The organism is Kitasatospora sp. NPDC101801, from assembly GCF_044766665.1.
In the GTDB taxonomy this organism is placed as follows: Bacteria; Actinomycetota; Actinomycetes; order Streptomycetales; family Streptomycetaceae; genus Kitasatospora.
In genome coordinates this window covers 23,901-47,448 of record NZ_JBIWML010000039.1, presented here as the reverse complement: position 1 = coordinate 47,448, position 23,548 = coordinate 23,901, and the positions used below count along the sequence as shown (strand labels likewise).

At 72.4% G+C, this 23,548-nt stretch carries 22 protein-coding genes; 11 read left to right on the top strand and 11 right to left on the bottom strand.

Translation table 11 applies throughout. The annotated features are described in order from the left end of the window. The first annotated feature begins 111 nt into the window (after positions 1-111). Positions 112-681, top strand: coding sequence for a DUF6542 domain-containing protein (locus ACIRPK_RS30305; protein WP_403044249.1), 570 nt, complete (start codon positions 112-114; stop codon positions 679-681). A 62-nt stretch (positions 682-743) separates the two neighbouring features. On the opposite strand, the gene ppgK is transcribed toward ACIRPK_RS30305, so the two are convergent. Together ppgK and ACIRPK_RS30295 are read right to left on the bottom strand one after the other, a co-directional pair. Further along, positions 744-1,487 (bottom strand): polyphosphate--glucose phosphotransferase, encoded by a 744-nt coding sequence (ppgK, locus tag ACIRPK_RS30300; RefSeq protein WP_403044246.1) that lies wholly within the window; start codon positions 1,485-1,487, stop codon positions 744-746. Positions 1,488-1,549: 62 nt separating this feature from the next. Next, complete coding sequence (locus tag ACIRPK_RS30295) at positions 1,550-2,524, bottom strand: 4-hydroxy-3-methylbut-2-enyl diphosphate reductase (protein WP_403044244.1); 975 nt, start codon at positions 2,522-2,524, stop codon at positions 1,550-1,552. Between the two features lie 85 nt (positions 2,525-2,609). Here ACIRPK_RS30295 and ACIRPK_RS30290 point away from each other — a divergent pair, with 85 nt between their 5' ends. Continuing rightward, complete coding sequence (locus ACIRPK_RS30290) at positions 2,610-3,953, top strand: APC family permease (RefSeq protein ID WP_403044241.1); 1,344 nt, start codon at positions 2,610-2,612, stop codon at positions 3,951-3,953. Positions 3,954-3,964: 11 nt separating this feature from the next. On the opposite strand, the gene ACIRPK_RS30285 is transcribed toward ACIRPK_RS30290, so the two are convergent. Further along, positions 3,965-5,311, bottom strand: coding sequence for a TerD family protein (locus tag ACIRPK_RS30285; protein WP_403044239.1), 1,347 nt, complete (start codon positions 5,309-5,311; stop codon positions 3,965-3,967). Between the two features lie 109 nt (positions 5,312-5,420). Between ACIRPK_RS30285 and xseA the strand changes: the two genes are divergently transcribed. Beyond that, entirely contained in the window at positions 5,421-6,632 is a 1,212-nt protein-coding gene (xseA, locus tag ACIRPK_RS30280) for an exodeoxyribonuclease VII large subunit (RefSeq protein ID WP_403044236.1), read from the top strand. On the opposite strand, the gene ACIRPK_RS30275 is transcribed toward xseA, so the two are convergent. Next, positions 6,623-7,111, bottom strand: coding sequence for a GNAT family N-acetyltransferase (locus ACIRPK_RS30275; protein ID WP_403044233.1), 489 nt, complete (start codon positions 7,109-7,111; stop codon positions 6,623-6,625). The genes xseA and ACIRPK_RS30275 overlap by 10 nt on opposite strands. A 71-nt stretch (positions 7,112-7,182) precedes the next feature. Between ACIRPK_RS30275 and ACIRPK_RS30270 the strand changes: the two genes are divergently transcribed. Continuing rightward, positions 7,183-7,419, top strand: a complete 237-nt coding sequence (locus tag ACIRPK_RS30270; RefSeq protein ID WP_403044230.1) for an exodeoxyribonuclease VII small subunit — start codon at positions 7,183-7,185, stop codon at positions 7,417-7,419. Positions 7,420-7,555: 136 nt separating this feature from the next. Further along, a complete protein-coding gene (locus ACIRPK_RS30265) occupies positions 7,556-8,149 on the top strand; it encodes a malonic semialdehyde reductase (RefSeq protein ID WP_403044227.1) in 594 nt (197 codons plus the stop codon). A 64-nt stretch (positions 8,150-8,213) separates the two neighbouring features. Here ACIRPK_RS30265 and ACIRPK_RS30260 read toward each other — a convergent pair whose 3' ends face one another. Next, on the bottom strand, positions 8,214-8,717 hold the full coding sequence (locus tag ACIRPK_RS30260; RefSeq protein ID WP_403044226.1) for a DUF4245 domain-containing protein: 504 nt from the start codon (positions 8,715-8,717) through the stop codon (positions 8,214-8,216). A 241-nt stretch (positions 8,718-8,958) separates the two neighbouring features. On the opposite strand from ACIRPK_RS30260, the gene glpX reads away from it, so the two are divergent. Beyond that, the gene (glpX, locus tag ACIRPK_RS30255; RefSeq protein WP_403044224.1) at positions 8,959-9,996 is read left to right on the top strand and encodes a class II fructose-bisphosphatase; all 1,038 of its coding nucleotides are present in this window, start codon (positions 8,959-8,961) and stop codon (positions 9,994-9,996) included. Between the two features lie 186 nt (positions 9,997-10,182). Here the strand turns inward: glpX and ACIRPK_RS30250 are convergent, their stop codons facing one another. Together ACIRPK_RS30250 and ACIRPK_RS30245 are read right to left on the bottom strand one after the other, a co-directional pair. After that, positions 10,183-10,572: a WhiB family transcriptional regulator gene (locus tag ACIRPK_RS30250; protein ID WP_403044222.1), complete on the bottom strand. Its 390-nt coding sequence runs from the start codon at positions 10,570-10,572 to the stop codon at positions 10,183-10,185. 255 nt (positions 10,573-10,827) lie between these two features. Next, entirely contained in the window at positions 10,828-11,508 is a 681-nt protein-coding gene (locus ACIRPK_RS30245; protein ID WP_403044315.1) for a DUF1707 domain-containing protein, read from the bottom strand. Positions 11,509-11,720: 212 nt separating this feature from the next. Between ACIRPK_RS30245 and ACIRPK_RS30240 the strand changes: the two genes are divergently transcribed. Continuing rightward, a complete protein-coding gene (locus ACIRPK_RS30240; RefSeq protein WP_403044221.1) occupies positions 11,721-13,388 on the top strand; it encodes a fumarate hydratase in 1,668 nt (555 codons plus the stop codon). A gap of 59 nt (positions 13,389-13,447) precedes the next feature. Here the strand turns inward: ACIRPK_RS30240 and ACIRPK_RS30235 are convergent, their stop codons facing one another. Then, positions 13,448-13,684, bottom strand: coding sequence for a hypothetical protein (locus ACIRPK_RS30235; protein WP_403044220.1), 237 nt, complete (start codon positions 13,682-13,684; stop codon positions 13,448-13,450). Positions 13,685-13,866: 182 nt separating this feature from the next. Here ACIRPK_RS30235 and ACIRPK_RS30230 point away from each other — a divergent pair, with 182 nt between their 5' ends. The 3 genes from ACIRPK_RS30230 to ACIRPK_RS30220 all read left to right on the top strand — a co-directional run bounded on the left by ACIRPK_RS30230 (position 13,867) and on the right by ACIRPK_RS30220 (position 19,947). Continuing rightward, positions 13,867-16,830, top strand: coding sequence for a BTAD domain-containing putative transcriptional regulator (locus ACIRPK_RS30230; protein WP_403044218.1), 2,964 nt, complete (start codon positions 13,867-13,869; stop codon positions 16,828-16,830). Between the two features lie 590 nt (positions 16,831-17,420). Then, the gene (locus tag ACIRPK_RS30225) at positions 17,421-18,071 is read left to right on the top strand and encodes a class I SAM-dependent methyltransferase (protein ID WP_403044313.1); all 651 of its coding nucleotides are present in this window, start codon (positions 17,421-17,423) and stop codon (positions 18,069-18,071) included. A gap of 43 nt (positions 18,072-18,114) precedes the next feature. After that, a complete protein-coding gene (locus ACIRPK_RS30220; RefSeq protein ID WP_403044216.1) occupies positions 18,115-19,947 on the top strand; it encodes a SpoIIE family protein phosphatase in 1,833 nt (610 codons plus the stop codon). Positions 19,948-20,008: 61 nt separating this feature from the next. On the opposite strand, the gene ACIRPK_RS30215 is transcribed toward ACIRPK_RS30220, so the two are convergent. The 3 genes from ACIRPK_RS30215 to ACIRPK_RS30205 form a co-directional block, all read right to left on the bottom strand. Beyond that, positions 20,009-20,722, bottom strand: coding sequence for an HNH endonuclease (locus ACIRPK_RS30215; protein ID WP_403044215.1), 714 nt, complete (start codon positions 20,720-20,722; stop codon positions 20,009-20,011). Then, positions 20,719-21,810, bottom strand: a complete 1,092-nt coding sequence (locus ACIRPK_RS30210) for an AAA family ATPase (RefSeq protein ID WP_403044213.1) — start codon at positions 21,808-21,810, stop codon at positions 20,719-20,721. Before ACIRPK_RS30210 ends, ACIRPK_RS30215 begins: the two co-directional genes overlap by 4 nt. Positions 21,811-21,924: 114 nt before the next feature. Next, positions 21,925-22,863, bottom strand: a complete 939-nt coding sequence (locus ACIRPK_RS30205) for a LysR substrate-binding domain-containing protein (protein WP_403044212.1) — start codon at positions 22,861-22,863, stop codon at positions 21,925-21,927. A gap of 130 nt (positions 22,864-22,993) precedes the next feature. On the opposite strand from ACIRPK_RS30205, the gene ACIRPK_RS30200 reads away from it, so the two are divergent. Beyond that, positions 22,994-23,545 (top strand): peroxiredoxin, encoded by a 552-nt coding sequence (locus ACIRPK_RS30200; protein ID WP_057227269.1) that lies wholly within the window; start codon positions 22,994-22,996, stop codon positions 23,543-23,545. The last annotated feature ends 3 nt before the right edge of the window (positions 23,546-23,548 follow it).

The following is a 23,548-nucleotide window of genomic DNA, read 5'->3' as shown; positions in this document are numbered from 1 at the left end:
GGCGCCCGCCGATCGGTGGTTCGTTCCCGGACGTTACGCCGGCCGGGGACACGGAATGAGGCGAACGCGCCATTACACAGTGTGGCGATGATCGGACCGTACGTTGGACGGGTGGAGCAGAGCATCCGTACCCAGCCGCCAGGGCCCAGACGCCGACCGCCGACCGGCGCCGGCGAGGCCGCCGTACCGGGGCCTGCCACGCCCCCCGACGCCCGGGCGGCCGTCCCGAAGCCGAAGCTGCGGCTCACCCTGCCGGTACCGCTCCCGCTGCGCGGCCGGCCGAAGGCCCGGAGCGGGCCGCCGGCCCGGCTGACGGCGGTCGGCACCGGCGTGCTGGCGCTGGTCGCGACAGTGGCGGCGGCGGGGCTGGACCGGCTGCTGTTCGACGACCTCGGGGTGCTGTTCGGCCTCGGTTACCTGCTGGTCTGCTTCCAACTGGCCGTCCGGGTACGGCTGGCGGACCTGCCGGCCGCGCCGATCAGCGGGCCGATCGCGTTCGCGCTGGCGCTGGTCTGCTTCGCGCCGGGCTCGGCGTCGGGGGTGACGGGTCAGGTGGTGGCGCTGGCCAGCGGTCTCGCACTGCGGGCGGGCTGGCTGTTCACCGGTACCGGGCTGGCCCTGGTGATCGTGGCCGCCCGCTTCCTGGCCCAGCGCCGGATCCGGCGCAGCCGCACCTCCTGACCACCGGTCAACCGGCGGCCCGGACGCCTGGTTGACGGTGGCTCAGGACGGGCGGGACGGCGTCAGCCGCTCGCGTCGGCGGCCATCGCGGCACCGACGATGCCCGCGTCGTTGCGCAGCAGCGCCGGGACCACCTCCGCCGGGCGCTCCTTCAGCAGCGGCAGGAACTTGTCGTGCTTCCGGCTCACTCCACCGCCGACGATGATCAGCTGCGGCGAGAACAGCATCTCCACCAGGTCCAGGTACTCGTCGACCCGCTCCGCCCACTCGGCCCAGCTCAGCTCGTGCCGCTCGCGGGCGGCCGAGGAGGCCCGGCGTTCGGCGTCCTTGCCACGGAGTTCGAGGTGGCCCAGCTCGGTGTTGGGCACCAGCGCGCCGTCGGTGAACAGGGCGCTGCCGATACCGGTGCCGAAGGTGAGCAGCAGCACCACGCCGTCCCGGCCCTTGCCCGCGCCGTGCCTGACCTCGGCCAGGCCGGCCGCGTCGGCGTCGTTCAGCACCGTGGCGGGCAGGTCCAGGGTCTCCCGGAACAGTCCGGCGGCGTCCAGACCGATCCAGTCCTTGGCCACGTTCGCGGCGGTGTGGATGCGCCCGCCGACCACCACCCCGGGGAAGGTCAGGCCGACCGGCCCCTGGTGGCCGAAGTGCTCGACCACCTCGCGGACCGCCTCGACCACCGCCGAGGGCGAGGCCGGACGGGGCGTCAGCACCTTGTGCCGCTCCTCCGCCAGGGCGCCCCGTCCGAGATCGACCGGGGCACCCTTGATGCCCGACCCACCGATGTCCACACCGAACACAGCCGTCACCGCGAACCTCCATCCATCCACAGACCTGTGGACAAACGTACGGGCCGACGGCTCGAACCGCGCTACAGCTTTCCGGCCGCCTCGGCCCGCAGGTCGCGGCGGAGCTCCTTGGGCAGCGAGAAGATCAGGTGCTCCTCGGCGGTCTTGACCGTCTGCACGTCGCCGTAGCCGCGCTCGGCCAGGTAGGCGAGCACGCCCTCGACCAGGATCTCCGGGACGGAGGCGCCGCTGGTCAGGCCGACCGTGGTGACGCCGTCCAGCCAGCTCTCGTCGATCTCGTCGGCGAAGTCCACCAGGTGGGCGGCCTTGGCGCCGTACTCCAGGCCGACCTCGACCAGGCGGACCGAGTTGGAGGAGTTCTTGGAGCCGACCACGATCAGCAGGTCGGTCTCGGGGGCGATCTGCTTGACCACCACCTGGCGGTTCTGGGTGGCGTAGCAGATGTCGTCGCTGGGCGGGCTGACCAGCAGCGGGAAGCGCTTCTTCAGCTCGCCGACGGTGGCCATCGTCTCGTCCACCGAGAGCGTGGTCTGGGACAGCCAGACCACCTTGGACTCGTCCCTGACCTGCACGTTGGCGACGTCCTCGGCACCGTCCACCAGGTGGATCCGGTCGGGCGCCTCGCCCATCGTGCCGACGACCTCCTCGTGGCCCTCGTGGCCGACCAGCAGGATGTCGTAGTCCTCGTCGGCGAACCGGACGGCCTCCTTGTGCACCTTGGTGACCAGGGGGCAGGTGGCGTCGATGGTGGCGAGCTTGCCGATCTTGGCCTCGTCGTGCACGGACGGGGCGACACCGTGCGCGGAGAAGACCACGATCGAGCCCTCCGGCACCTCCTCCGTCTCGTCGACGAAGATCGCGCCCTGCTTCTCCAGGGTCTGCACCACGAACTTGTTGTGGACGATCTCCTTGCGGACGTAGATCGGGTCCCCGTACTGCTCGAGGGCCTTCTCCACGGCGATGACGGCGCGGTCGACGCCCGCGCAGTAGCCCCGGGGGGCGGCGAGCAGGACACGGCGCTGCGCAGAGTTGGACATGGCTCCCATGGTACGGGCGGCCCCGGGCCGCGCCGACGGGTACCGGCTACCGGATACAAGAGGACAAAAGTGCTCAAATTTGAGCATGGCTGAGCAGAGTGGAGCCCCGGGCGCCCTGCGCCGGAGCCTGGGCGTACGCGATCTGATGGTCTACGGGCTGCTGTTCATCGCCCCGATGGCACCCGTCGGCGTGTTCGGCGTGCTGGACGCCAAGAGCCACGGCGCGGTCGCCGCTGTGTACCTGGCCGCCACCGTCGCGATGGGGTTCACCGCCTACAGCTACGCCCAGATGGTCCGGGCGGTGCCACGGGCCGGGTCGGTCTTCGCGTACGCCCGGGCCGGGCTGGGCGAGAACTGGGGGTTCGTGGCCGGCTGGATGGCGATGCTCGACTACCTGCTGATCCCGGCGGTGGCGTACCTGTTCTCCGGGATCGCGCTCCACTCGCTGGTACCGGACGTCTCCCGCTGGGTCTGGACGGTGCTGGCCGTGCTGGTGACCACCGCGCTCAACCTGACCGGGGTCCGGACGGCGGCGGCGGTCGGCCTGGCGGTGCTGGCCCTGGAGATCGTGGTGCTGACGGTCTTCGTGGTCTCGGCCGTGGTGGTGCTGGCCAGGGACGGCGCCGAACGGGACTGGCTCTCACCGCTGACCGGGGTCGGCGGCTTCTCGCTGACCGCCGTGGTCTCGGCGGTCTCGGTGGCCGTGCTCTCCTACCTCGGCTTCGACGCGATCGCCTCCTTCGTCGAGGAGGCGGTCGGCGCCTCGGCGGCGGTGGCCAGGGCGGTGCTCTGGTGCCTGGCGCTGGCCGGGGTGCTGTTCGTGACCCAGACCTACCTGGCCGCGCTGCTCACCCCGGTGACGCCGCAGCAGCTGGCGGCCGACCCGGCCGCGCAGGGGTCGGCCTTCTACGACACCGTGGACGCCTCGATCGGGCACTGGTTGCAGACCCTGGTGGCGGTCAGCAAGGCGATCGGCGCCGCCTTCGCCGCGCTGGCCGGACAGGCGGCGGCCGGCCGGCTGCTGTTCGCGATGGCCCGGGAGGGGCGGCTGCCCCGGGCGCTGGCCGCGGTGGACGCCCGGACGGCGGTGCCCAGGCGGGCGCTGCTGACCGCCGCCACCGTGACGCTGGTGGCGGCGGCCTGGGCGGCCGGCCGGGACGACGGGCTCGACCAGCTGACCTCGGTGGTGAACGTCGGCGCGCTGTCCGCGTTCGGGCTGCTGCACGCCTCGGTGATCGGCTGGTACACCGTCCGGGGCGACTCCCGGGACTGGTTCCGGCACCTGCTGATCCCGCTGCTGGGCATGGCGGTGATCGCCTGGGTACTGGTCGAGGCGTCCAGCACCGCGCAGTGGGTGGGCGCGAGCTGGCTGGCCGTCGGGCTGCTGGTGCTGGTGGTGCAGAGCCCGGCCGTCCGGCGCGGGCGCTGACCTCCGCCGGGTCACTTCCGGCCCGCACTCCAGTTCAGGCCCCAGCCGTACGCCTCGTCGATCTGCTGGTGGTTCGAGTGGCCGTCGACCGCTTGGAAGTACCGGCCCTCGCGGTTCACCACCAGCCCGCCGCCGTCGTTCTCCAGCAGCGCGACCACGCAGCTGGTGGCCGGGAAGTCGCAGCCGTCCAGCGGCAGTTCGACCGGCGCGCCGGTGGCCGGGTAGAGGGTGGCCAGGCCGTTCAGGCCGGTCAGCGGCTGGTTGTCGAAGGCGAACGCGAAGACCACCAGACGCTGGATCAGGTCCGCGTGGTCCAGGTTGATCCAGAGGTCCTCGCCGGTGGTCACCGCGCCGGTCCGGTCGTCGTTGGCCAGCTGGATGAACGGCGGCTGGTGCAACGCGCCGAACCGCTGGCCGATCGCCTGCACGATGCCGGAGCTGCCGTCCCGGAGCTGCCAGAGACAGGCCAGGTCGAGGTCCCGGCCCGCCATCGGGGACTGGCCGACGCCCCGCATCCGCTTCGCCAGCCAGCCGGTGGCACCCGACTGCTGCCGCTGCGGCACGGCGCCGGCGGCGGGCGCCCAGTTGAGGTTGACCCGGAGCAGACCGCCGACCGCACCGTGCTTGCGCAGCGAGAGGCGCGGGGCCTCCTTGGTCAGCGTGATCTTGCTGAAGTTGAGTGGCGCGGCGGCGGGCGGGGCCATCGGGGGCGCCGCCGTCGGTGCGGCGAAGGGCGGCGCGGCAGGCGGCGCGGGCGGGGCAGCAGGGGGTGCGGGCGGGGCGACGGGCGGAGCGGGTGCGGCGGCCGGGGTGGTGACCGGCGCCCGGTCGGGCTCCGAGTCGACCTGGATGCCGTAGTCGGTGGCCAGCCCGGCCAGCCCGGAGTCGTACCCCTGGCCCACCGCGCGGAACTTCCAGCCCTCGCCCCGCCGGTACAGCTCGCCGAGCACGAAGGCCGTCTCGGTGGTCGCCCCGTGGTCCTCGAACCGGACCAGCTCCGCCCCGGAGGCCGCGTCCAGCACCCGCAGGTACAGCCCGGGCAGCGCGCCGAACCGGCCACCGTCGCTGGAGGCCGCCAGCACGACCGTCCCCACCGCCGGGTCGAGCCCGGACAGCCGGACGGTCAGCGCGTCCACCACCCCACCGGGCACGGACCGCTTCCCGGAGTGCCGGACCGCGCCGGAGACGTCCTGCGGCTGGTTGTAGAAGACGAAGTCCGCGTCGGACCTGACCCGGCCACCCGCCAGCAGCAGCGCGGACGCGTCGGCGTCCGGCACGCCGGGACCGGTCGACCAGCCCAGCTCGACCAGTACCTCGGCCACCGCCACCGGCACGTTCGCACCTTTGGAAATCACCATCAGCCCGCCGCTCCCCGAAGTTGACCTCTGCTCGCCGGTCCCACCCTAGGGCCGAAACCCCGGAGCCGAAGCGGGCGCGGCGTCGGTGGGCCCGGTTAGCCTCGTCGGTATGGCCAACACCAGCTCACCCGAGGCGCCGATCCCGGTCGGCAAGGTTTCCGCACTCATCGGCGGGTGGGTGGACCGGCTCGGGGCGGTCTGGGTGGAGGGTCAGATCACCCAGCTCAGCCGACGGCCGGGGGCGGGCGTGGTGTTCCTGACGCTGCGTGACCCGGACCGGGACGTCTCACTGACCGTCACCTGCTTCCGGCAGGTCTTCGAGCAGGTCGCCGAGGACGTCCAGGAGGGCTCCCGGGTGCTGGTCCACGCCAAGCCCGAGTGGTACGTGGCCCGGGGCACCCTCTCGCTGCGGGCCACCGAGATCCGCCTGGTCGGCCTCGGCGAGCTGCTCGCCCGGCTGGAGCACCTGAAGCGGAAGCTGGCCGGCGAGGGCCTGTTCGCCACCGAGCGCAAGCAGCGGCTGCCGTTCCTGCCGCACTGCATCGGCCTGGTCACCGGCCGGGGCTCGGCCGCCGAGCGGGACGTGCTGGAGAACGCCAGGCGCCGCTGGCCCGCGGTCCGCTTCGAGGTCCGGAACGTCCCGGTGCAGGGCGGCGCCGCGGTGGCCCAGGTGACCGCCGCCGTACGGGAGTTGGACGAGCACCCCGAGGTGGACGTGATCATCGTGGCCCGGGGCGGCGGCAGCGTCGAGGACCTGCTGCCGTTCTCGGACGAGGGCCTGGTCCGGGCGGTGGCCGCCGCCCGCACCCCGGTGGTCAGCGCGATCGGGCACGAGCCGGACCAGCCGCTGCTGGACTTCGTCGCCGACCTGCGGGCCTCCACCCCGACCGACGCCGCCAAGCGCGTGGTGCCGGACGTGAACGAGGAGCTGACCCGGGTGCACCAGCTCCGGGACCGGGCCAGGCGGCACATCACCCACCGGGTGGAGCGCGAGCAGGCGGGCCTGGCCGGGCTGCGCAGCCGTCCGGCGCTGGCCGCCCCGCACCGGCTGGTGGACGGCCCGGCCGAGCAGGTCGCGGCCCTGCTGGAGCGCTCCCGCCGGGTGCTCGGCCACCGGCTGGACGCCGCCGAGTCCGACCTCGGCCACACCCTGGCCCGGGTGGTCGCGCTCTCCCCGCTGGCCACCCTGCAGCGCGGCTACGCGGTGCTCCAGCACGCCGACGGCCGGGTGGTCGGCGACCCGGCCGACCTGACGCCCGGTGAACTGCTGCACGCCCGGGTCGCCGAGGGCGCCTTCGAGGTGACCGCCCGTCAGGACTGAAGCAGCCGCTGCCGGGAGAGCGGGACGGAGTGCTCGTGGAAGCCGAGGCTGCGGTACAGCGCCTCGCCGCCCTCGGTGGCGTGCAGGTCGATCCTGGTGACCCGACGGGCGTCGAACCAGGCCAGCAGGGCCTCGGTGCAGGCCCGGGCGTGGCCCTTGCGGCGGTGGCCGGGGTCGGTGCAGATGTTGAAGACGAAGCCGAACAGCCCGTCGGGGTGCCCCGGTGCGGGCAGCCGGTGCTCCAGGGTGCCGACCGCGCAGGCGGCCAGCCGCCCGGGGCGGTCCGGGTCGTCCAGCACGAAGGCGGGCATGGTGCGCAGCTCGTCCGGCCCGGCCAGCCGCTCGCGCAGCACCCGCTCGGCGGCCGGCTGCCAGCCGCCCGGGTCGGGCCGCCCCGACATCGCCTCGAACATCAGGCCGCGCAGCCGGACCAGCTCGGCGGCGTCCTCGGGGGTGGCGGGTCTCACCTGGGGCGTCATGGCGCCGAGGGTAGCCAGCCGCGACGGCGGGACACACCCGAATTGTCCGTCGCAGCGCCTACCCTGACGGAATGACGGAGCAGCAGGGGAATAACGCGGACGACGGCCTCGGTTACGAGCAGGCGCGGGACGCGCTGCTCGACGTGGTCCGGCAGCTGGAGGCGGGCGGCGTTCCGCTGGAGGAGTCGCTGGCCCTCTGGGAGCGCGGCGAGCAGCTGGCCAAGGTCTGCCAGCGCTGGCTGGACGGCGCCCGGGCCCAGCTCGACGCGGCGCTGGCCGCCGAGGGCGGGGAGACCGCCGGCGAATAGCCGCCCTCTTCATGTGATGTGGTTCACAGGGCAGTTGCGGAATGGTTTAAGTTTCACCTAACGTTGGACCGTACCGAACGGCGCGCAAACCGCTGCTCCGTGACGAAGACGTTTATCCCGTAGAGGTGGACCCGTAATGACCCTGGCTCTCGACGCCGCCGCCCAGGACCTGCTCTTCCGTGAGGCCCGCACCGCCAACACCTTCACCGACGAGCCGGTCAGCGACGAGCAGATCCAGGCCGTCTACGACCTGGTCAAGTACGCCCCGACCGCGTTCAACCAGCAGCCGCTGCGCGTCGTCCTGGTCCGCTCCACCGAGGGCCGCGAGCGCCTGGTCCAGCACCTGGCCGACGGCAACAAGGCCAAGACCGCCGCCGCCCCGCTGGTCGCCATCCTGGCCGCCGACAACGAGTTCCACGAGGAGCTCCCGGCCCAGCTCCCGTCCTTCCCGCAGGCCGCCGAGCTGTTCTTCACCGAGCGCCCGGTGCGCGAGGCGTCCGCCCACTTCAACGGCGCCCTGCAGGCCGCGTACTTCATCGTCGGCATCCGCGCCGCCGGCCTGGCCGCGGGCCCGATGACCGGCTACAACGCCGAGGGCATCAACAAGGAGTTCTTCCCCGAGGGCGACCACTCGGTGCTGGCCGTGGTGAACATCGGCAAGCCGGGCGAGAACGCCTGGTACCCGCGCTCCCCGCGCCTGGCCTACGACGAGGTCGTCACCACCGTCTGACGGTGACCCCCGCAGGTACGACGAAGCCCCCGGCCACGGCCGGGGGCTTCGTTCGGTTCCGGGGCTAGCGGAGCGACCGGGCGAACTCGGTGAGCTCCTCCCAGCCGGCACTGCCGGTGACCACCGTGGTGGCGCTGCCGCTCTGGACCACCAGGGCCCGGTACGACTTGCCCTGGTAGCGCTGCCACTCCTGGCCGCCGATCGTCGCGGTGCCGTCGGGCTTCGCGCCCTCCACCGCGGTGTTGACCGCCTGCTCGCGCGGCTCCACGCTCTGCTCCACCGCCGCGTACTGACCGCCGGGGGTGAGGAAGCCCAGGTGCCACGCCTTCGGGCGCTTCTTGTCCTGGTTGTACTCGACCGAGGTGGCCTTCCACCGCTCGGACAGGCCCTCCGGGGCCAGCACCGGGTACGGCGCGGCGCGCTTGGCCGAGGCCGCCGAGGAGCGGTAGTCGACCGCCTTCAACCCCGAACCCTCGGAGTGCGGGATGAAGAGGTACCCGACGAAGACCACGCCACCGATCGCCAGCATCGACAGGACCATGTCCCGTACCGTCTGCCGGCCTCTCATGCTGCTTTTCCCTGCCACCCCCTCATCGTGAACCATCCCCTCCCCCGGCCCTACCACCGGGGTCCTCACGGACGGGTGAACCGGCCGCCGGAGCCCCGGCAGGGAACGCAGTGCGAGGCCAGCCGGGGGTGCGCCACAGACAGTCATCGGGTGGACAGATACGATCGCAGGACCCTCATCACGGCGTTCGACCTGGCACTTGTCGGGCGCTCTGGCCGTCGCGTACAGAGAGGTATCGACGATGACCGCCCAGCACAGCAACTTCCCCAGCTCCCTGATCGTGGCCCCGGAGGCCCCTGATCGGAACCTCGCCCTCGAACTCGTCCGGGTCACCGAGGCCGCCGCCATGGCGGCCGGCCGGTGGGTCGGCCGGGGCGACAAGAACGGCGCCGACGGCGCGGCCGTGAAGGCCATGCGCACCCTCGTCTCCACCGTGTCGATGAACGGCGTGGTCGTCATCGGTGAGGGCGAGAAGGACGAAGCCCCGATGCTCTACAACGGCGAGCGGGTCGGCGACGGCACCGGCGCCGAGTGCGACGTCGCGGTCGACCCGGTGGACGGCACCACGCTGACCGCCAAGGGCATGGCCAACGCCGTCGCCGTGCTGGCCGTCGCGGACCGCGGCACCATGTTCGACCCGAGCGCGGTCTTCTACATGGACAAGCTGGTCTGCGGCCCCGAGGCCGCCGACTACGTCGACATCACCGCCCCCGCCGCCGTGAACATCCGCCGGGTCGCCAAGGCCAAGGGCAGCTCGGTCGAGGACGTCACCGTGATGGTGCTGGACCGGCCGCGCCACGACGGCCTGGTCAAGGAGATCCGCGAGGCCGGCGCCCGGATCAAGTTCATCTCGGACGGCGACGTGGCCGGCGCCATCATGACCGCCCGCGCGGGCACCGGCGTCGACCTGCTGATGGGCATCGGCGGCACCCCCGAGGGGATCATCGCGGCCTGCGCCATGAAGTGCATGGGCGGCGTGATCCAGGGCCGGCTGTGGCCCAAGGACGACGCCGAGCGGCAGAAGGCCCTGGACGCGGGCCACGACCTGGACCGGGTGCTCACCACCGACGACCTGGTCAGCGGCGAGAACGTGTTCTTCGTCGCCACCGGCATCACCGACGGCGAGCTGCTCCGCGGCGTGCACTACCGCCAGGCCACCGCCACCACCAGCTCGCTGGTGATGCGCTCGAAGAGCGGGACGATCCGTCAGATCGACTCCACCCACAAGCTCTCCAAGCTGCGGGCCTACAGCGCGATCGACTTCGACCGCGCCAACTGAGCCTCCGGCTCCGGGGGCAGGTGCTCAGCCCGCTCCGGAGTCAGGGGCTCGGGGAACTGCGACGCCGGCCTGGTGCAAGGTGATCGTCGGGTAGGCGGTCAGGCACTTTCGCCGCGACCCGCACGCCAGACCTCCTCGCAGTTCCCCGGGCCCCTGGACCGTAGACCCGGAGCACCTGCCGAGAGCTCAGCCGGCTATCCGGCGGGCGGTCGGGATCCGGAGCTCGGCCTCCCGGCGCCGGCGGCGGGCGAGCACCACCCGGCGCTCGGCCGCCGTGAGGCCGCCCCAGACGCCGTAGGGCTCGGGCTGGGCGAGGGCGTGCTCCCGGCACTCCAGCAGGACCGGGCAGCGGGCGCAGACCTGTTTGGCGTGCTCCTCCCGGGACAGCCGGGCCGCCGTGGGCTCCTTGGACGGGGCGAAGAACAGCCCGGCCTCGTCCCGTCGGCAGGCCGCCCCGGTGTGCCAGGGACTGTCCTCCTGGTGCTCGAGCCGCTGCGCCGCCACCGCCGGTGCGGTGGTACTGCGGGCCGCCGGTTGGGCGGCGGCACGGACGCTGGACTCGATGGGATGCAGCACGGCTTTACTCCTGACGGGCTCAAGAGAACTCGGGGGGAAGGGCTCCCTGCCCGGCTGCCCCGTTACCGACCCCACTCACGCCATCCGTGGGTCTCAGCCGCCCCCGGGGTCACAGCCGTACAAGAAACGATATGCGTCAGGAACTACCCCACCGCCGCCGGATTCATGCACACCGCATGCGTTCGACTACGGGCTGCACTCGACCCAGGATCGAGTGCCTGCCCGGAAGTTGACGCCCCGCGAGATTTCGGCAGGTCAGCCGTCGAGCTGCTTGCGCACCCATTCCCTGAGCTTCTTGCCCCGGCGGGGCCTGGCCTCGCAGCCGCCGAAGATCGCCGCGCCCTTCACCCGGACCACCGGCGCGTACGGGTCGGCCGCGGTCTGCTCCCGGACGTCGAAGCCACCGAAGACGCCGATCCCGCTGCCGTGCAGCGAGACGTTCTCCGGCACCTTGATGTCGACGCCGCCGAAGACCGCCCAGACCTCGATCTCCACCTCGGGCGACTCGAAGACGGCGTCGCTGAGGTCGATCTCCACCCCGCCGAACACCGCCACCGCGCGCAGGTGCGAGCCCACCCGCCAGCGGCCCTTGCGGCTGGTGCCGCCGAAGACCGCCATCATGGTCGGCGACTCGCTCCGGGCCGGCAGCTGCGGCGCACGGTGGGCCACGCCCTGCGGCTTCTCGGTGGACACCGGACGGTGCGCGGGCAGGTCCCTGGTCAGCGGCGCCAACTCACCCAGGGTGCGGGCGTTGTAGGCCGCCTCGATCCGCTCGGAGTGCTCCTCGACGGTGAGCCGGCCCTCGGCGTACGCGTCCCGGAGCAGCTCGGCGATCCGCTCCCGGTCGGCGTCCGAGGCGCGCAGCTCGGCCTCCGCCACCGGGGTCACGTCGAACGGCTGCTTGGTCAGGTCCGGCTTGGCCTCGGACTTGGTCATCGGTACGGGCGACTGGCCCGGCTTTTCGTCCATCGACGGCGAGTTGTCCACGGGGCCAGCCTAGCCACCGGAGCCCCTTCCGAACGAGAGTTCGGCGGCACTCGACGTGACCCCGGTCACGCAGGTTCACCTGCGCGCACCGGCCGCCCGGCCGGGACCTAGTCTTGAAGGTGCTTCGTCGACGCAGCCGGATCAGTTAAGGACCTCCACCCATGGCTCCCACGCCAGAGTTCGCCTACTCCGACCTCCTCCCCCTCGGTGCGGACCCCACCCCGTACCGCAAGCTGACCTCCGAGGGTGTCAGCGTCATCGAGGCGGGCGGGCGCCGTTTCCTCCAGGTGGAGCCCGAGGCCCTGCGGCTGCTCACCGCCGAGGCGATGCACGACATCTCGCACTACCTGCGCCCGGCCCACCTGGCCCAGCTCCGCCGGATCCTGGACGACCCGGAGGCCAGCCCGAACGACCGCTTCGTCGCGCTGGACCTGCTGAAGAACGTCAACATCTCGGCCGGCGGCATCCTGCCGATGTGCCAGGACACCGGCACCGCGATCGTGATGGGCAAGCGCGGCCAGAACGTGCTGACCGAGGGCCGCGACGAGGCGGCCATCGCGCGCGGCGTCTACGACGCGTACACCAAGCTCAACCTGCGCTACTCGCAGATGGCCCCGGTCACCATGTGGGACGAGAAGAACACCGGCAACAACCTGCCGGCCCAGATCGAGCTCTACGCGACGGACGGCGACGCGTACAAGTTCCTGTTCATGGCCAAGGGCGGCGGCAGCGCCAACAAGTCGTACCTCTACCAGGAGACCAAGGCCATCCTGAACGAGGACTCGATGCTCAACTTCCTCGAGCAGAAGATCCGTTCGCTGGGCACGGCGGCCTGCCCGCCGTACCACCTGGCGATCGTGGTCGGCGGCACCAGCGCCGAGTTCGCGCTGAAGACCGCCAAGTACGCCTCGGCGCACTACCTGGACGAGCTGCCGACCAGCGGCGACGCCGCCACCGGGCACGGCTTCCGCGACCTGGAGCTGGAGGCCAGGGTCACCGAGCTGACCCAGAAGATCGGCATCGGCGCCCAGTTCGGCGGCAAGTACTTCTGCCACGACGTCCGGGTGATCCGGCTGCCCCGGCACGGCGCCTCGCTGCCGGTCGCGATGGCCGTCTCCTGCTCGGCCGACCGCCAGGCGCTGGGCAAGATCACGGCGGACGGGATCTTCCTGGAGCAGCTGGAGACCGACCCGGCGAAGTACCTGCCGGACACCACGGACGAGCAGCTCGACGACGACGTGGTCCGGATCGACCTGAACCAGCCGATGTCCGAGATCCGCGCCGAGCTGGCCAAGTACCCGGTGAAGACCCGGCTCTCGCTCACCGGCACGCTGGTGGTCGCCCGCGACATCGCGCACGCGAAGATCAAGGAGCGGCTGGACGCGGGCGAGGGCATGCCGCAGTACCTGAAGGACCACCCGGTCTACTACGCCGGCCCGGCCAAGACCCCGGAGGGCTTCGCCTCGGGTTCGTTCGGCCCCACCACCGCCGGGCGGATGGACAGTTACGTCGACCAGTTCCAGGCCGCGGGCGGCTCGATGGTGATGCTCGCCAAGGGCAACCGCTCCAAGCAGGTCACCAAGGCGTGCGCCGAGCACGGCGGCTTCTACCTCGGCTCGATCGGCGGCCCGGCGGCGCGGCTGGCGCAGGACTGCATCCGCAAGGTCGAGGTGCTGGAGTACGCCGAGCTGGGCATGGAGGCGGTCTGGCGGATCGAGGTCGAGGACTTCCCGGCCTTCATCGTGGTGGACGACAAGGGCAACGACTTCTTCGCCGAGGTCACCGAGGGGCCGCTGATCACCAGCCTGCGGGTGCGGTCGGCGGAATAACGACAAGTGCCCCGCTCCACCTGCGCGGTGGGGCGGGGCACTTGACCTGGATTTGCCGCTTACGGGAGGTTGACGACGTTTCCGAGCGGCTCGTAACCGCCGTCCTTCTTCGGCGCCTCGGTGCCGGGAACGAGCGGGGCGGCCTCGGTCGCAGGCTCGACGGCGGCCAGCTCCTCGATCACCTCGAGCAGTTGGGCCTTCTGCGCCTCGGTGGCAACGGTCTGCTCGACGGGTGCGGCCTCGGCCACCGGCTGGGCCTCGTTCGGGGTCGCGGTGGTGGTCTCGGTGTCGGCCATGACGCCGCCTTTCGGGGTAATGAGATTTTGTGTCAGCCCGGACGGACGGGTCAGGGCGCGCGCCCAGTATCGTAGGCCTCGCTAAATGTCTTATAAACATCCCGAGGCTCGTCCACTTCTCCAACGTTTGCCAGTCTCCTCATAAGCTGACGCCTCACCTTGGCCATCATCGGGGGATCTCCATGGAGCTTCAGGGGCAGCCGCACGCGCTGCGCTTCCAGGTGCTCGGCCCCGTGCAGGCCTGGCGCGGGGAACAGCACCTCTCACTCGGTTCACCGCAGCAGCAGGCCGTCCTGGTCGCGTTGCTGCTCAGCCACGGCCGCCCGGTCGCCACCCAGGACCTGGTGGACGGCCTGTGGGGCGACCGGCCGCCGCCGCAGGCGGTGGCCGCGCTGCGCACCTATGTCTCCCGGCTACGCGCGCTGATCGAGCCCAACCGTGAGATGCGGGCCCCCGCCGAGCTGCTGGTCTCGGTGAGTGACGGCTACGCACTTCGCATCGCACCGGAGTCCCTCGACCTCTCGGTCTTCGAGCGTGAGTTCACCCACGCCGCGATGGCCAAGGCGGGCGGCGACTACCGCGAGGCGCACCGGCTGCTGGCCTCCGCGCTCTCGCTGTGGAGCGGACGGCCACTGGCCGGCATTCCCGGCCCCCATGCCGAAGCCCACCGAGGCAGACTCGCGGAGCGTCAGGTCGCGGCCTGCGAGGAGCGCTGCTCGGCCGCGCTGGAGATCGGACTGCACGCCGAGACGGTGTCCGAGCTCAGCTCGCTCTCCGCCGAACACCCGCTGCGGGAGCGGCTGCGGGAGCTGCTGATGCTCGCGCTGTACCGGTGCGGGCGACAGGCCGAGGCACTCGGTGTCTACACCGACACCCGAAAGCTGCTGATCGAGGAGCTGGGCGTCGAGCCCGGCGCCGGGCTGGCCTCGATGCACTCACGCATCCTGGCGGCGGACCCGACCCTGATGCCCGCACCGGCAGCAGTCGGCCGGCCGGTCGAACAGGACGAGGCCGCAGTCTTCGTACCGCCTGCTCAACTCCCCGCGGACGTATCGGACTTCAGTGGCCGCACCGAACTGGTGACGGAACTTCGCGACGTGCTGCGCAGCGGTTCCGGCCAGGCTGTGGTGGTCACCTCGCTGGCCGGCATCGGGGGCGTCGGCAAGACCACCCTGGCCGTGCACCTGGCGCACAGCATCCGCTCGGAGTTCCCGGACGGCCAGCTGTACGTGGACCTCCGCGGGCCGAGCGCGTCCCCGGCAGATCCGGCCGTGGTGCTCGGTGACTTCCTCTACGCGCTCGGCGCGCCGGAGACCCCGGACACGCTCGAGCAACGCGCGGCCCTGTACCGCTCGTTGCTCGCGGACCGCCGAATGCTCATCCTGCTCGACAACGCCAAGGACGCCCGGCAGTTGCTGCCGCTGATCCCCGGTGTCTCCGGCAGCGCGGTCCTGGTGACCAGTCGATCGCGACTGGCCGAGTTGCCCGGCGCCCATCTCGTGGACGTGGAGGAGCTGACGCCCGAAGAGGCGCTGGCTCTGTTCTCGGCCATCGTCGGAGAACAGCGGGTCGCCGCCGAGCCCGAGGCCGCGCTCGCGGTCGTCCGGGCCTGCGGATTCCTTCCGCTGGCGGTCCGGATCGCGGCTGCCCGGCTGGCCAGCCGTCCGCGCTGGAGCGTCTCCGACCTGGCCAGGCGCTTAGCGGACCAGCGGCGCCGGCTGCACGAGCTGCAACTCGGCAACCTGGCCGTGGAAACCACCATCGGTCTCGGCTACGGCCAGCTTCAGCCGGCGGAGGCTCGGGCCTTCCGGCTGCTCTCGCTGGTGGACTCCCCCGACCTTCCGCTGGAGGCGGTCGCCGCGCTGCTCGGCACCGACCAGGACGAGGCGGAGTCGCTGGCCGAGGCCCTGGTCGAGGCCAACATGCTGGAGTGCTTCACCCCAGGCCGCTATCGCTACCACGACCTGCTGCGACTGTTCGCCCAGCGGCAGAACGAGAAGCTCAAGGACACCGACGGGCAACAGGCCGCTGTGCTGCGCCTGCTGGACCAGCTGCTGGCCACCATGCGGAATGCCGCTCGGGCGATCGAGCCGGACGACATGCTGCCCGAGACGCTGCACCAGCCGGTGTCCGCCGGGCTGCGGTTGGCGGACAGTTCGGCGGCCCACGCCTGGCTGCGCTCCGAACTCGCTCTGCTGCTGAGCGTCATCGAGGCCGCCGTACAGGAACCGTTGACCCTGCTGCGCCCGACCGTCGACCTGCTCATGGTGCTGAACAGCCTGGTCGAGGATCCGACCCACGGTCAGCGCATCCGGGTGGCCCTGCACGCGGCCGCACACCCGCACGCCGACGCCGACACCCTCGCCAGGGTCCGGCTCGGCCTCGGCTATCTGCAGCACGTGGCCGGGGACTACCAGGAGGCCGAGGTCTCGATCCGGCAGAGTCTCGAGCTCCAGGGTGCGGAGGACTACACGCACCTCCGGGTCAACGCCGCCAACCTGCTTGCGGTCGTGCTGAGCCTGGCGGATCGGCCGACGGAGGCCCTGCCCTTCTTCGAGCAGGCGTCAGCGATCAGCCGCCGCCTCGGCGCAACCATCAGCGAGGCCCGCCTGCTCGGCAACATGGCACGGGCGTACCTCGCCGTCGGCCAGTCGGAGGATGCCGTCCGGTCCGCACACGCCGCAGTCGCCGCCGCACGGGCGTCGGGGAACATCCCCTGCCTCGCCGACACGCTCTACCAACTCGGTGTGGTGCTCCGCTCGACCGGCTCCCCCGGCGAGGCCGCCCCGCACCTGCGCGAGGCGCACAAGCTCTACCGGTCCGAGCAGCGCCGGATCTGGGAGGGTTACTCCCTCGCCCGCCTCGCGGCCTGCCTGCTCGCCGACCGCCAGTACGCCGAAGCGGCGGAGGCGGCGGACGAATCGCTCGCCATCGCCCAGGAGCTGGATGCGGCGTACTGCCAGGGCATGGCCAACGCGGCACTCGGCGAAGCGCTCCTGAAACTGGGTCAGCCCGCGCGTGGACTGGCCTGCCTCCAGGAGGCGCTCGCCGTGTTCACGCGGCTCGGTGTGCCCGAAGTCCTCCCCGTACAGGACCTCATCGAGCAGCAACAGCACACCGAGCCCGCCGTACCCCCCGCGCCGTGACCACCTGCCCCCCGACAGGCCCCCCTTGAGGTGTCGGTGCTCCCGCAGCCCCCCGGCTGCGGGAGCACCTCGACGCTTCCCCGGCGCTGATCCATACTCTGGCACCTCCCGATTGACATCCGATAAACGCCCGGACCGGTCCGCGTCGGCGCTGCCCGGGAGGGCCGCCACCCCCTCGCGCCACTCGGCGCGGGACGCGCTTTCACACCACCCCCTGCCGCCCCGGAACGCTCCGGCCATCCCGGCCATATTCATCCCAACAGCCACGAGTTGGCCGGAAAAGGACCCTATGGTCGGTTGATCGCGCCTATTCTCGGAGGCCAGCGACGTATGGACGGCGGGCCGGCGAGTGGAGCGGAGCGACAGGCAGGACGGCGGCGCAGCACGGAGTGACGCGGGAGCGTGACGGACCGTCACGCACGGTGGACGGCGCCGCCAGGAGGCAGCCCGGGCACCGGCGGGTGGCGGCCAGGGTGGAAAGGTGCCTCTCAATCGTGACGACCGGTCAGATATCCGATCCCGCCCAGGGCCACGGGCCCTCCCACGCCGACCACCAGTGCCGCCGACGCACCGAGCGCGCGCTCCAGGCGGTGGCCTTCGACACCATCGGCGCCCGCTACGCCGAGGCGTTTCCGGACAAGGCCGGCCAGCTGGCCTGCGGCGCCTGGCTGCTCGACGTGCTGGAGCCCGGTGCCCGGGTGCTGGACGTCGGCTGCGGCACGGGCGATCCGACGGTCCGCCAGTTGACCGACGGCGGCCTGCGGGTGACCGGGATCGACCTCTCGGACGGGATGCTGCGGCTGGCCAGGCAGGGCGTGCCGGCCGCCGAGTACCACCGGATCGACATGTACGACCTGGCCACCGAGCGCGCCGCCCGGGCCTGGGGCGCGACCGGGCTGGGGCCCGAGGCCGCCGGGCGGTACGCCGCGGCCACCGCGTTCTTCTCGCTGATCCTGCTGCCGCAGGGGGAGATCCCCGAGGTGCTCGGCCGGATCCGGACGCTGCTCCGGCCCGACGGCCTGCTCGCGCTCGGCATGGTCGAGGCGGATCTGGACCACGCCCCGCTACCGTTCCTCGGCCACGAGATAAGAATCAGCGGCTACCTGCGGGAGGAGCTGGAGCAGACGCTGCACCGGGCCGGGTTCTCGGTCGAGGCGCACTCCGGCCATCCGTACGCCCCCGCCAGCACCACCCTGCCGCCGGAGGAGCAACTGTTCCTCCGCTGTCGACGGGTCGGCTGATCGACTGTTGGTCCCCAGCTCTCCTCTCGCAGAACGGCAGCCCGTGCGCGACCTCCCCGAGCCCCTGACCGGGCAGCCTCCCGCCGTCCCGCCCCAGCGACGCCCGCCGGCGCTGCCGGGCGGACGGCCGCGTACGGCCGAGCGGCTGGCGTACCTGGACAGCGCGACCCGGCGGATCAACACCTCGCTCGATCTGACCGCGACGCTGCGCAACCTCGGCAAGGTGCTGGTCCCGGCGCTGGCCGACGCGGCCGTGGTGCACCTGCGCGAGCCCCTGCCCGACCTGGAGCGCGACCCCGGCAGCCCGACCGCGCTGACCATCAGGCACCGGCACGGCACCCGGCTCGGCCGCCGGGCCGGCACCCGCCGGCTGCGGCCCGGCGGTCCGGTCGCCCGCGCGCTCGACCAGCAGTTCCCGACCGGCCCGGTGGTGCTCGGCACCCCCTCGGCCGCCCGGCTCCGGCCGCTGCTGGAGGAGCTCTACGGCGCCCGCACGCTGGGCCGGCTGGCCAGCGGGACGGCACTGCTGGCGCTGCCGCTGCGCGGCCGCAAGACGGTGCTCGGCCTGCTGCTGCTGATCCGGCGGCCCGGCAAGACCAGCCCGGCCGCACCCCGACCGACACCGTTCGGCGGCAAGGCGCAGCCCTCGGACGCCTTCGAGCTGACCTCCGCCTACGACGCCGCGATGGCCTTCGACGCCACCGACACCGCGACCGCCGCCCACCTGGCCACCCAGGGCGGCCTGGCGGTGGACACCGCGCTGCGCTACACCCGCGAGTGGGAGATCGCCGACGAGCTGCAGCGCAGCATGCTGCCGACCCACCTGCCGCAGCGGCACGGGGTCCGGCTGGCGCACCGCTACCTGCCCTGCGAGCGCGGCACCCAGGTCGGCGGCGACTGGTACGACTCCGTTCCGCTGCCGGGCAACCGGGTCGCCCTGATCGTCGGCGACGTGATGGGCCACTCGCTCACCTCGGCCGCCATCATGGGGCAGCTGCGCACCAGCGCGCAGACCCTGGCCGCCCTCGACCTGCCCCCGCACGAGGTGCTCTACCACCTCGACGAACAGGCTCAACGCCTCGGCCGGGAGCAGCACTTGGCGACCTGCGTGTACGCGGTCTACGACCCGATCGCGAACCGGGTGGTGCTCGCCAACGCGGGCCACGTGCCACCGGTACTGGTCGGCCCGGACGGGCGCGCCGAGCTGCTGGAGCTGCCGCCCGGGGCGCCGATCGGGGTCGGCGGGGTGGACTTCACCTCGGTCGAACTGCCCGCACCGCCCGGTTCGGCGCTGGTGCTGTTCACCGACGGCCTGGTGGAGTCCCGGCGGCGGTCGCTGACCACCGGCCTGGAGCTGCTCCGGGCCCGGCTCGGCGGCGCGCACCGGCACTCCCCCGAGCACCTCTGCCAGGAGGCGCTGCGGATCCTGCCGCCCGGCGACCGGGCGGACGACGTCGCCCTGCTGGCCGCCGCCTTCGACGGCATCCCGGCCGAGGACGTGGCGTACTGGTTCCTCCAGCCCCGGCACGAAACCCCGGGCCGGGCCAGGCGGTTGGTCGGCCACGCACTGCGCCGGTGGGGTCTGGAGACCCTCGCGGAGAACACCGAGCTGATGGTCAGTGAGCTGGTCACCAACGCGATCCAGCACGCCACCCGGCCGGTGACCCTGCGGCTGGTGCGGACGTCGGTGCTGCGCTGCGAGGTGGGGGACGACAGCGCGTTGCTGCCCCGGGCCCGGCGGGCGGGTCCCGAGGACGAGCGCGGGCGGGGGTTGCAGATAGTGGCGCGGTGCGCTGAACGGTGGGGCGCGACCAGGTTGGGGGCCGGGAAGGTGGTGTGGTTCGAGCAGCGGTTGCCGAAAGGCGAGGGTGCCTGACCGTGCGCACCGGTCGAACGCTCCCGAGGACGGCGTCGCCTCCCCGAGCCCCTTGCGCGGCTCAGGCGAGCGCGGTCAGGGCAGTCAGGGCCTCGGGGCCCAACACGACTTCGGCCAGCGGGCGGTTGTCGGCCAGGCGATGGACGGCGCGGACCACGTCGGCCTGCCAGAGCAGGTCGAGGGCGTCGGCGATCTCGGCGGCGGTGCCGTGGTCGCCGAGCGCGGTGCGGGTGTGCCAGTCCCGGAGCAGGGCCTTGACCACGGTGAACGCCAGCCGGCGCCCCCGGACCAGCTCGGCGCGGGAGTTGAGGGCGAAGACGTCGATGGTGGCGTGCCCCTTGGCGGTCAGGCCCTGGTAGGCGCCGGACTCCAGGTAGAGCAGCAGGTGGTCGGCCGGGTCCTCGGCGGCCGGGTCTATCAGCAGCGGAGCCCCGCTGGCCGGGTCGGTCGGGAACCGGTCGCGCTTCTGGTTGGAGTTGCAGTACGCGCAGGCCAGCAGGTGGTTGTGCCAGTCGAAGGTGCGCAGCGGCGCACGGGCGATCGGCTCGAAGTGGTCGATGTCGGTGCCCAGGTTGTCTCCGCAGTACATGCAGCGCAGCAGCCCGGGGGTCATCCGGTGCAGCAGGGTGCGCAGCTTGGCCTTGGGGTCGCGGGCCGTCCGCCAGGCCGCCCGGCCGGTCGCCGTGGTCGGCCCGGCCTTCCGGATCGCCTCGGTGCGGCGGAGCAGGTCGGCCTCCAACTGCGCGGTCAGCGGCGGCCGTTGCAGCGGGATCATCGCGCACCGCCCAGTCTGTCCCTGGCCTCGTCGACCCGGGCCGCCAGCGAGGCGTTCAGCCGGGCCCCCAGCTCGCGGTACTCGGCCACCTCGGCGCTGGAGGCGTGGCCCGCGTAGAGCTTGCGCTCCAGGGCGATCAGCAGCCGCCGTTCCGCCTCGGCCTGCGGGGAGTAGACGCTCGGCAGGCCGAACAGCTCGGTCAGCGCGGCGTCGTCCCCGCTGCCGTAGACGATCCGCTGGTGCAGGTCCTCGTCCAGCACGTACGGCGCCGACTCCTCGCCGGGGCCGGGCAGTCGGACCAGCCCGCCCGGGTCGGCGGACTGGCAGACGTACGGGCTGTGGGTGCTGACCACGAACTGGACGGCCGGGAAGTGCGCGACCAGCCACTCCCCCAGGCGCTGCTGCCACTCCAGGTGGAGGTGTGCCTCGACCTCGTCGATCAGCACGACGCCCGGCACCGGGACGCACGGGGGCGTGCCGCCGATCACCAGCTCCTGCTCCGGGTAAGCCTGGTGGACCCGGGACAGCAGGTCGAGCACCAGGCCGACGGCCGCCGTCAGCCCGCCGCCGAGCGGGTACTCGGTACCGCCGCAGTCGACCTGGAGGCCGTCGCTGTCGATCCGGCCGATCCGGTACCCGGCGGGCAGCAGCCCGTCGTCGAGCAGCGCCCGGACCCCGGCCACCAGCTCCACCGCCCCGGGCTGGCGCTCCAGCGCGAGCAGCTGCTGTCCGACCAACCAGGCGATGCCGTCGGTGAGTTCACGCCCGGCGGGGTAGCCGGCCCAGAAGCCGAGCACGCCGTTGCGCCGGGCGGTGACGCCGTCCTCGGTCCGGCTGACCCGCCAGTGCGCGCCGTCCAGCCGGATGCCGCCCTCGTCCTCGCCCGGGGCCAGCCAGCCCACCGGGTCGGTGTCCTCGCCCAGGGCCGCCGCCAGGGCGGCCAGCAGGGTGGTCTTGCCGGCGCCGTTCGGTCCGGCCAGCACCGTCCAGCCGGCGTGCGAGCCGTCCGGCCGGGTCAGGTCCAGATCGACGTTCCTGACACCCCGGAAGCCGCGCAGGTTCTCCACTTCGAGCCTGGAGACGTACATCCGCCCACCCCTCCCCGATCACTGCGGTCAGCCTAGGTAGTGATTACCCGTCAGGGGACGGTCCTGACCGGCAACTCGGGGCGAACCTCCGGCGGCGGAACGGCAAACCGTACATCACGGGACGATCCGCACCGGCAGCTCGACCAGCACCTCGCGCAGCGCGGCGGCGAACCGTTCGTACTCCGGGGTGCGGGCCGAGCCCGGGCGGGTGGCCAGGCCGATCCGGCGGCCGGGTGCCGGATCGGCGAACCGGACGGCGGCCAGCCGGTCGGTCCGGCCCGCCTCGACGTCCAGCGCGGTGGCCGGCAGCAGGGTCACCCCGAGCCCGCCCGCCACCAGCTGGACCAGGGTGGACAGGCCGGCGGCCCGGGTCGACCCGCCGGAACCGTCCGCGCCGACCTCGCGGCAGAGGTCGAGCGCCTGGTCGCGCAGGCAGTGGCCCTCCTCCAGCAGCAGCACGTCCAGGTCGAGCAGCACGTCCCGGGGCACGTCGACCCGGCCGGCCAGTTCGTGCTCGGGCGGGGTGACCAGCACGAAGTCCTCGTCGAACAGCGGGATGTCCCGGGTCGGCGAGGCGCCGCCGGCGGGCAGCGCGAGCAGCAGCACGTCCAGCCGCCCGGCGGCCAGGCCGGCCAGCAGCGCGGGGGTGCGCTCCTCGTGCACGTGCAGTTCGAGCTCGGGATAGCTGCTCCGGACCAGCCGGAGCACGGTCGGCAGCAGGTACGGTGCCACGGTCGGGATCACGCCGAGGTGCAGCGGCCCGGTGAACGGCCGGCGGGCCGCCTCGACCTCCTCGGTGAGGGCGTGCAGCGCGGACAGCACCCGGCGTGCGTGATCGGCGACCCGCTCCCCCAGGGGAGTGATGATGACCCTCCGCGTCGTACGCTCGACCAGTTGCGCGCCGAGGGTCTCCTCCAGCGCGGCGACCGCGCCGGACAGCGCGGGCTGGCTGGTGCCGCCCGCCGCGGCGGCCTCGCGGAAGTGCCGGTGCTCGGCGACCGCCAGGAAGGCCCGCAGCTGGGCGAGGGTGGGGGTACGGGGCTTGGGGCTCACGGTACTGATAGCTCCCTCCGATCAGTTGTCACGAGTCTAACGATTTCCGCTATCAGTCGCCGTGTGCGACTGTTGATGTTGTCCGCATTCCGGACAAATTCCCTCTGTTTCCAAGCCTGGAGAAGCGAACGTGCTGACGATCGGTGACAAGTTCCCGGAGTTCGAACTCAACGCCTGTGTCGACCTCGATGCCGCGAACGCCTTCGCCGAGATCAACCACAAGTCCTACGAGGGCAAGTGGAAGATCGTCTTTTTCTGGCCGATGGACTTCACCTTCGTCTGCCCGACCGAGATCGCCGCGTTCGGCAAGCTGAACGAGGAGTTCGCGGACCGGGACGCCCAGATCCTCGGCGTCTCCGGCGACTCCGAGTTCGTGCACCACGCCTGGCGCAAGGACCACAAGGACCTGCGCGACCTGCCCTTCCCGATGCTCGCCGACGTCAAGCACGACCTGATGCGGGCCTGCGGCGTCGAGGGCGCGGACGGCACCGCCCAGCGCGCGGTGTTCATCGTGGACCCGAACAACGAGATCCAGTTCGTCATGGTGACCGCCGGTTCCGTCGGCCGTAACCCCAAGGAGGTCCTCCGGGTCCTCGACGCACTGCAGACCGACGAGCTCTGCCCGTGCAACTGGACCAAGGGCGAGGACACCCTCGACGCGCAGACCCTGCTGGCGGGCTGACCC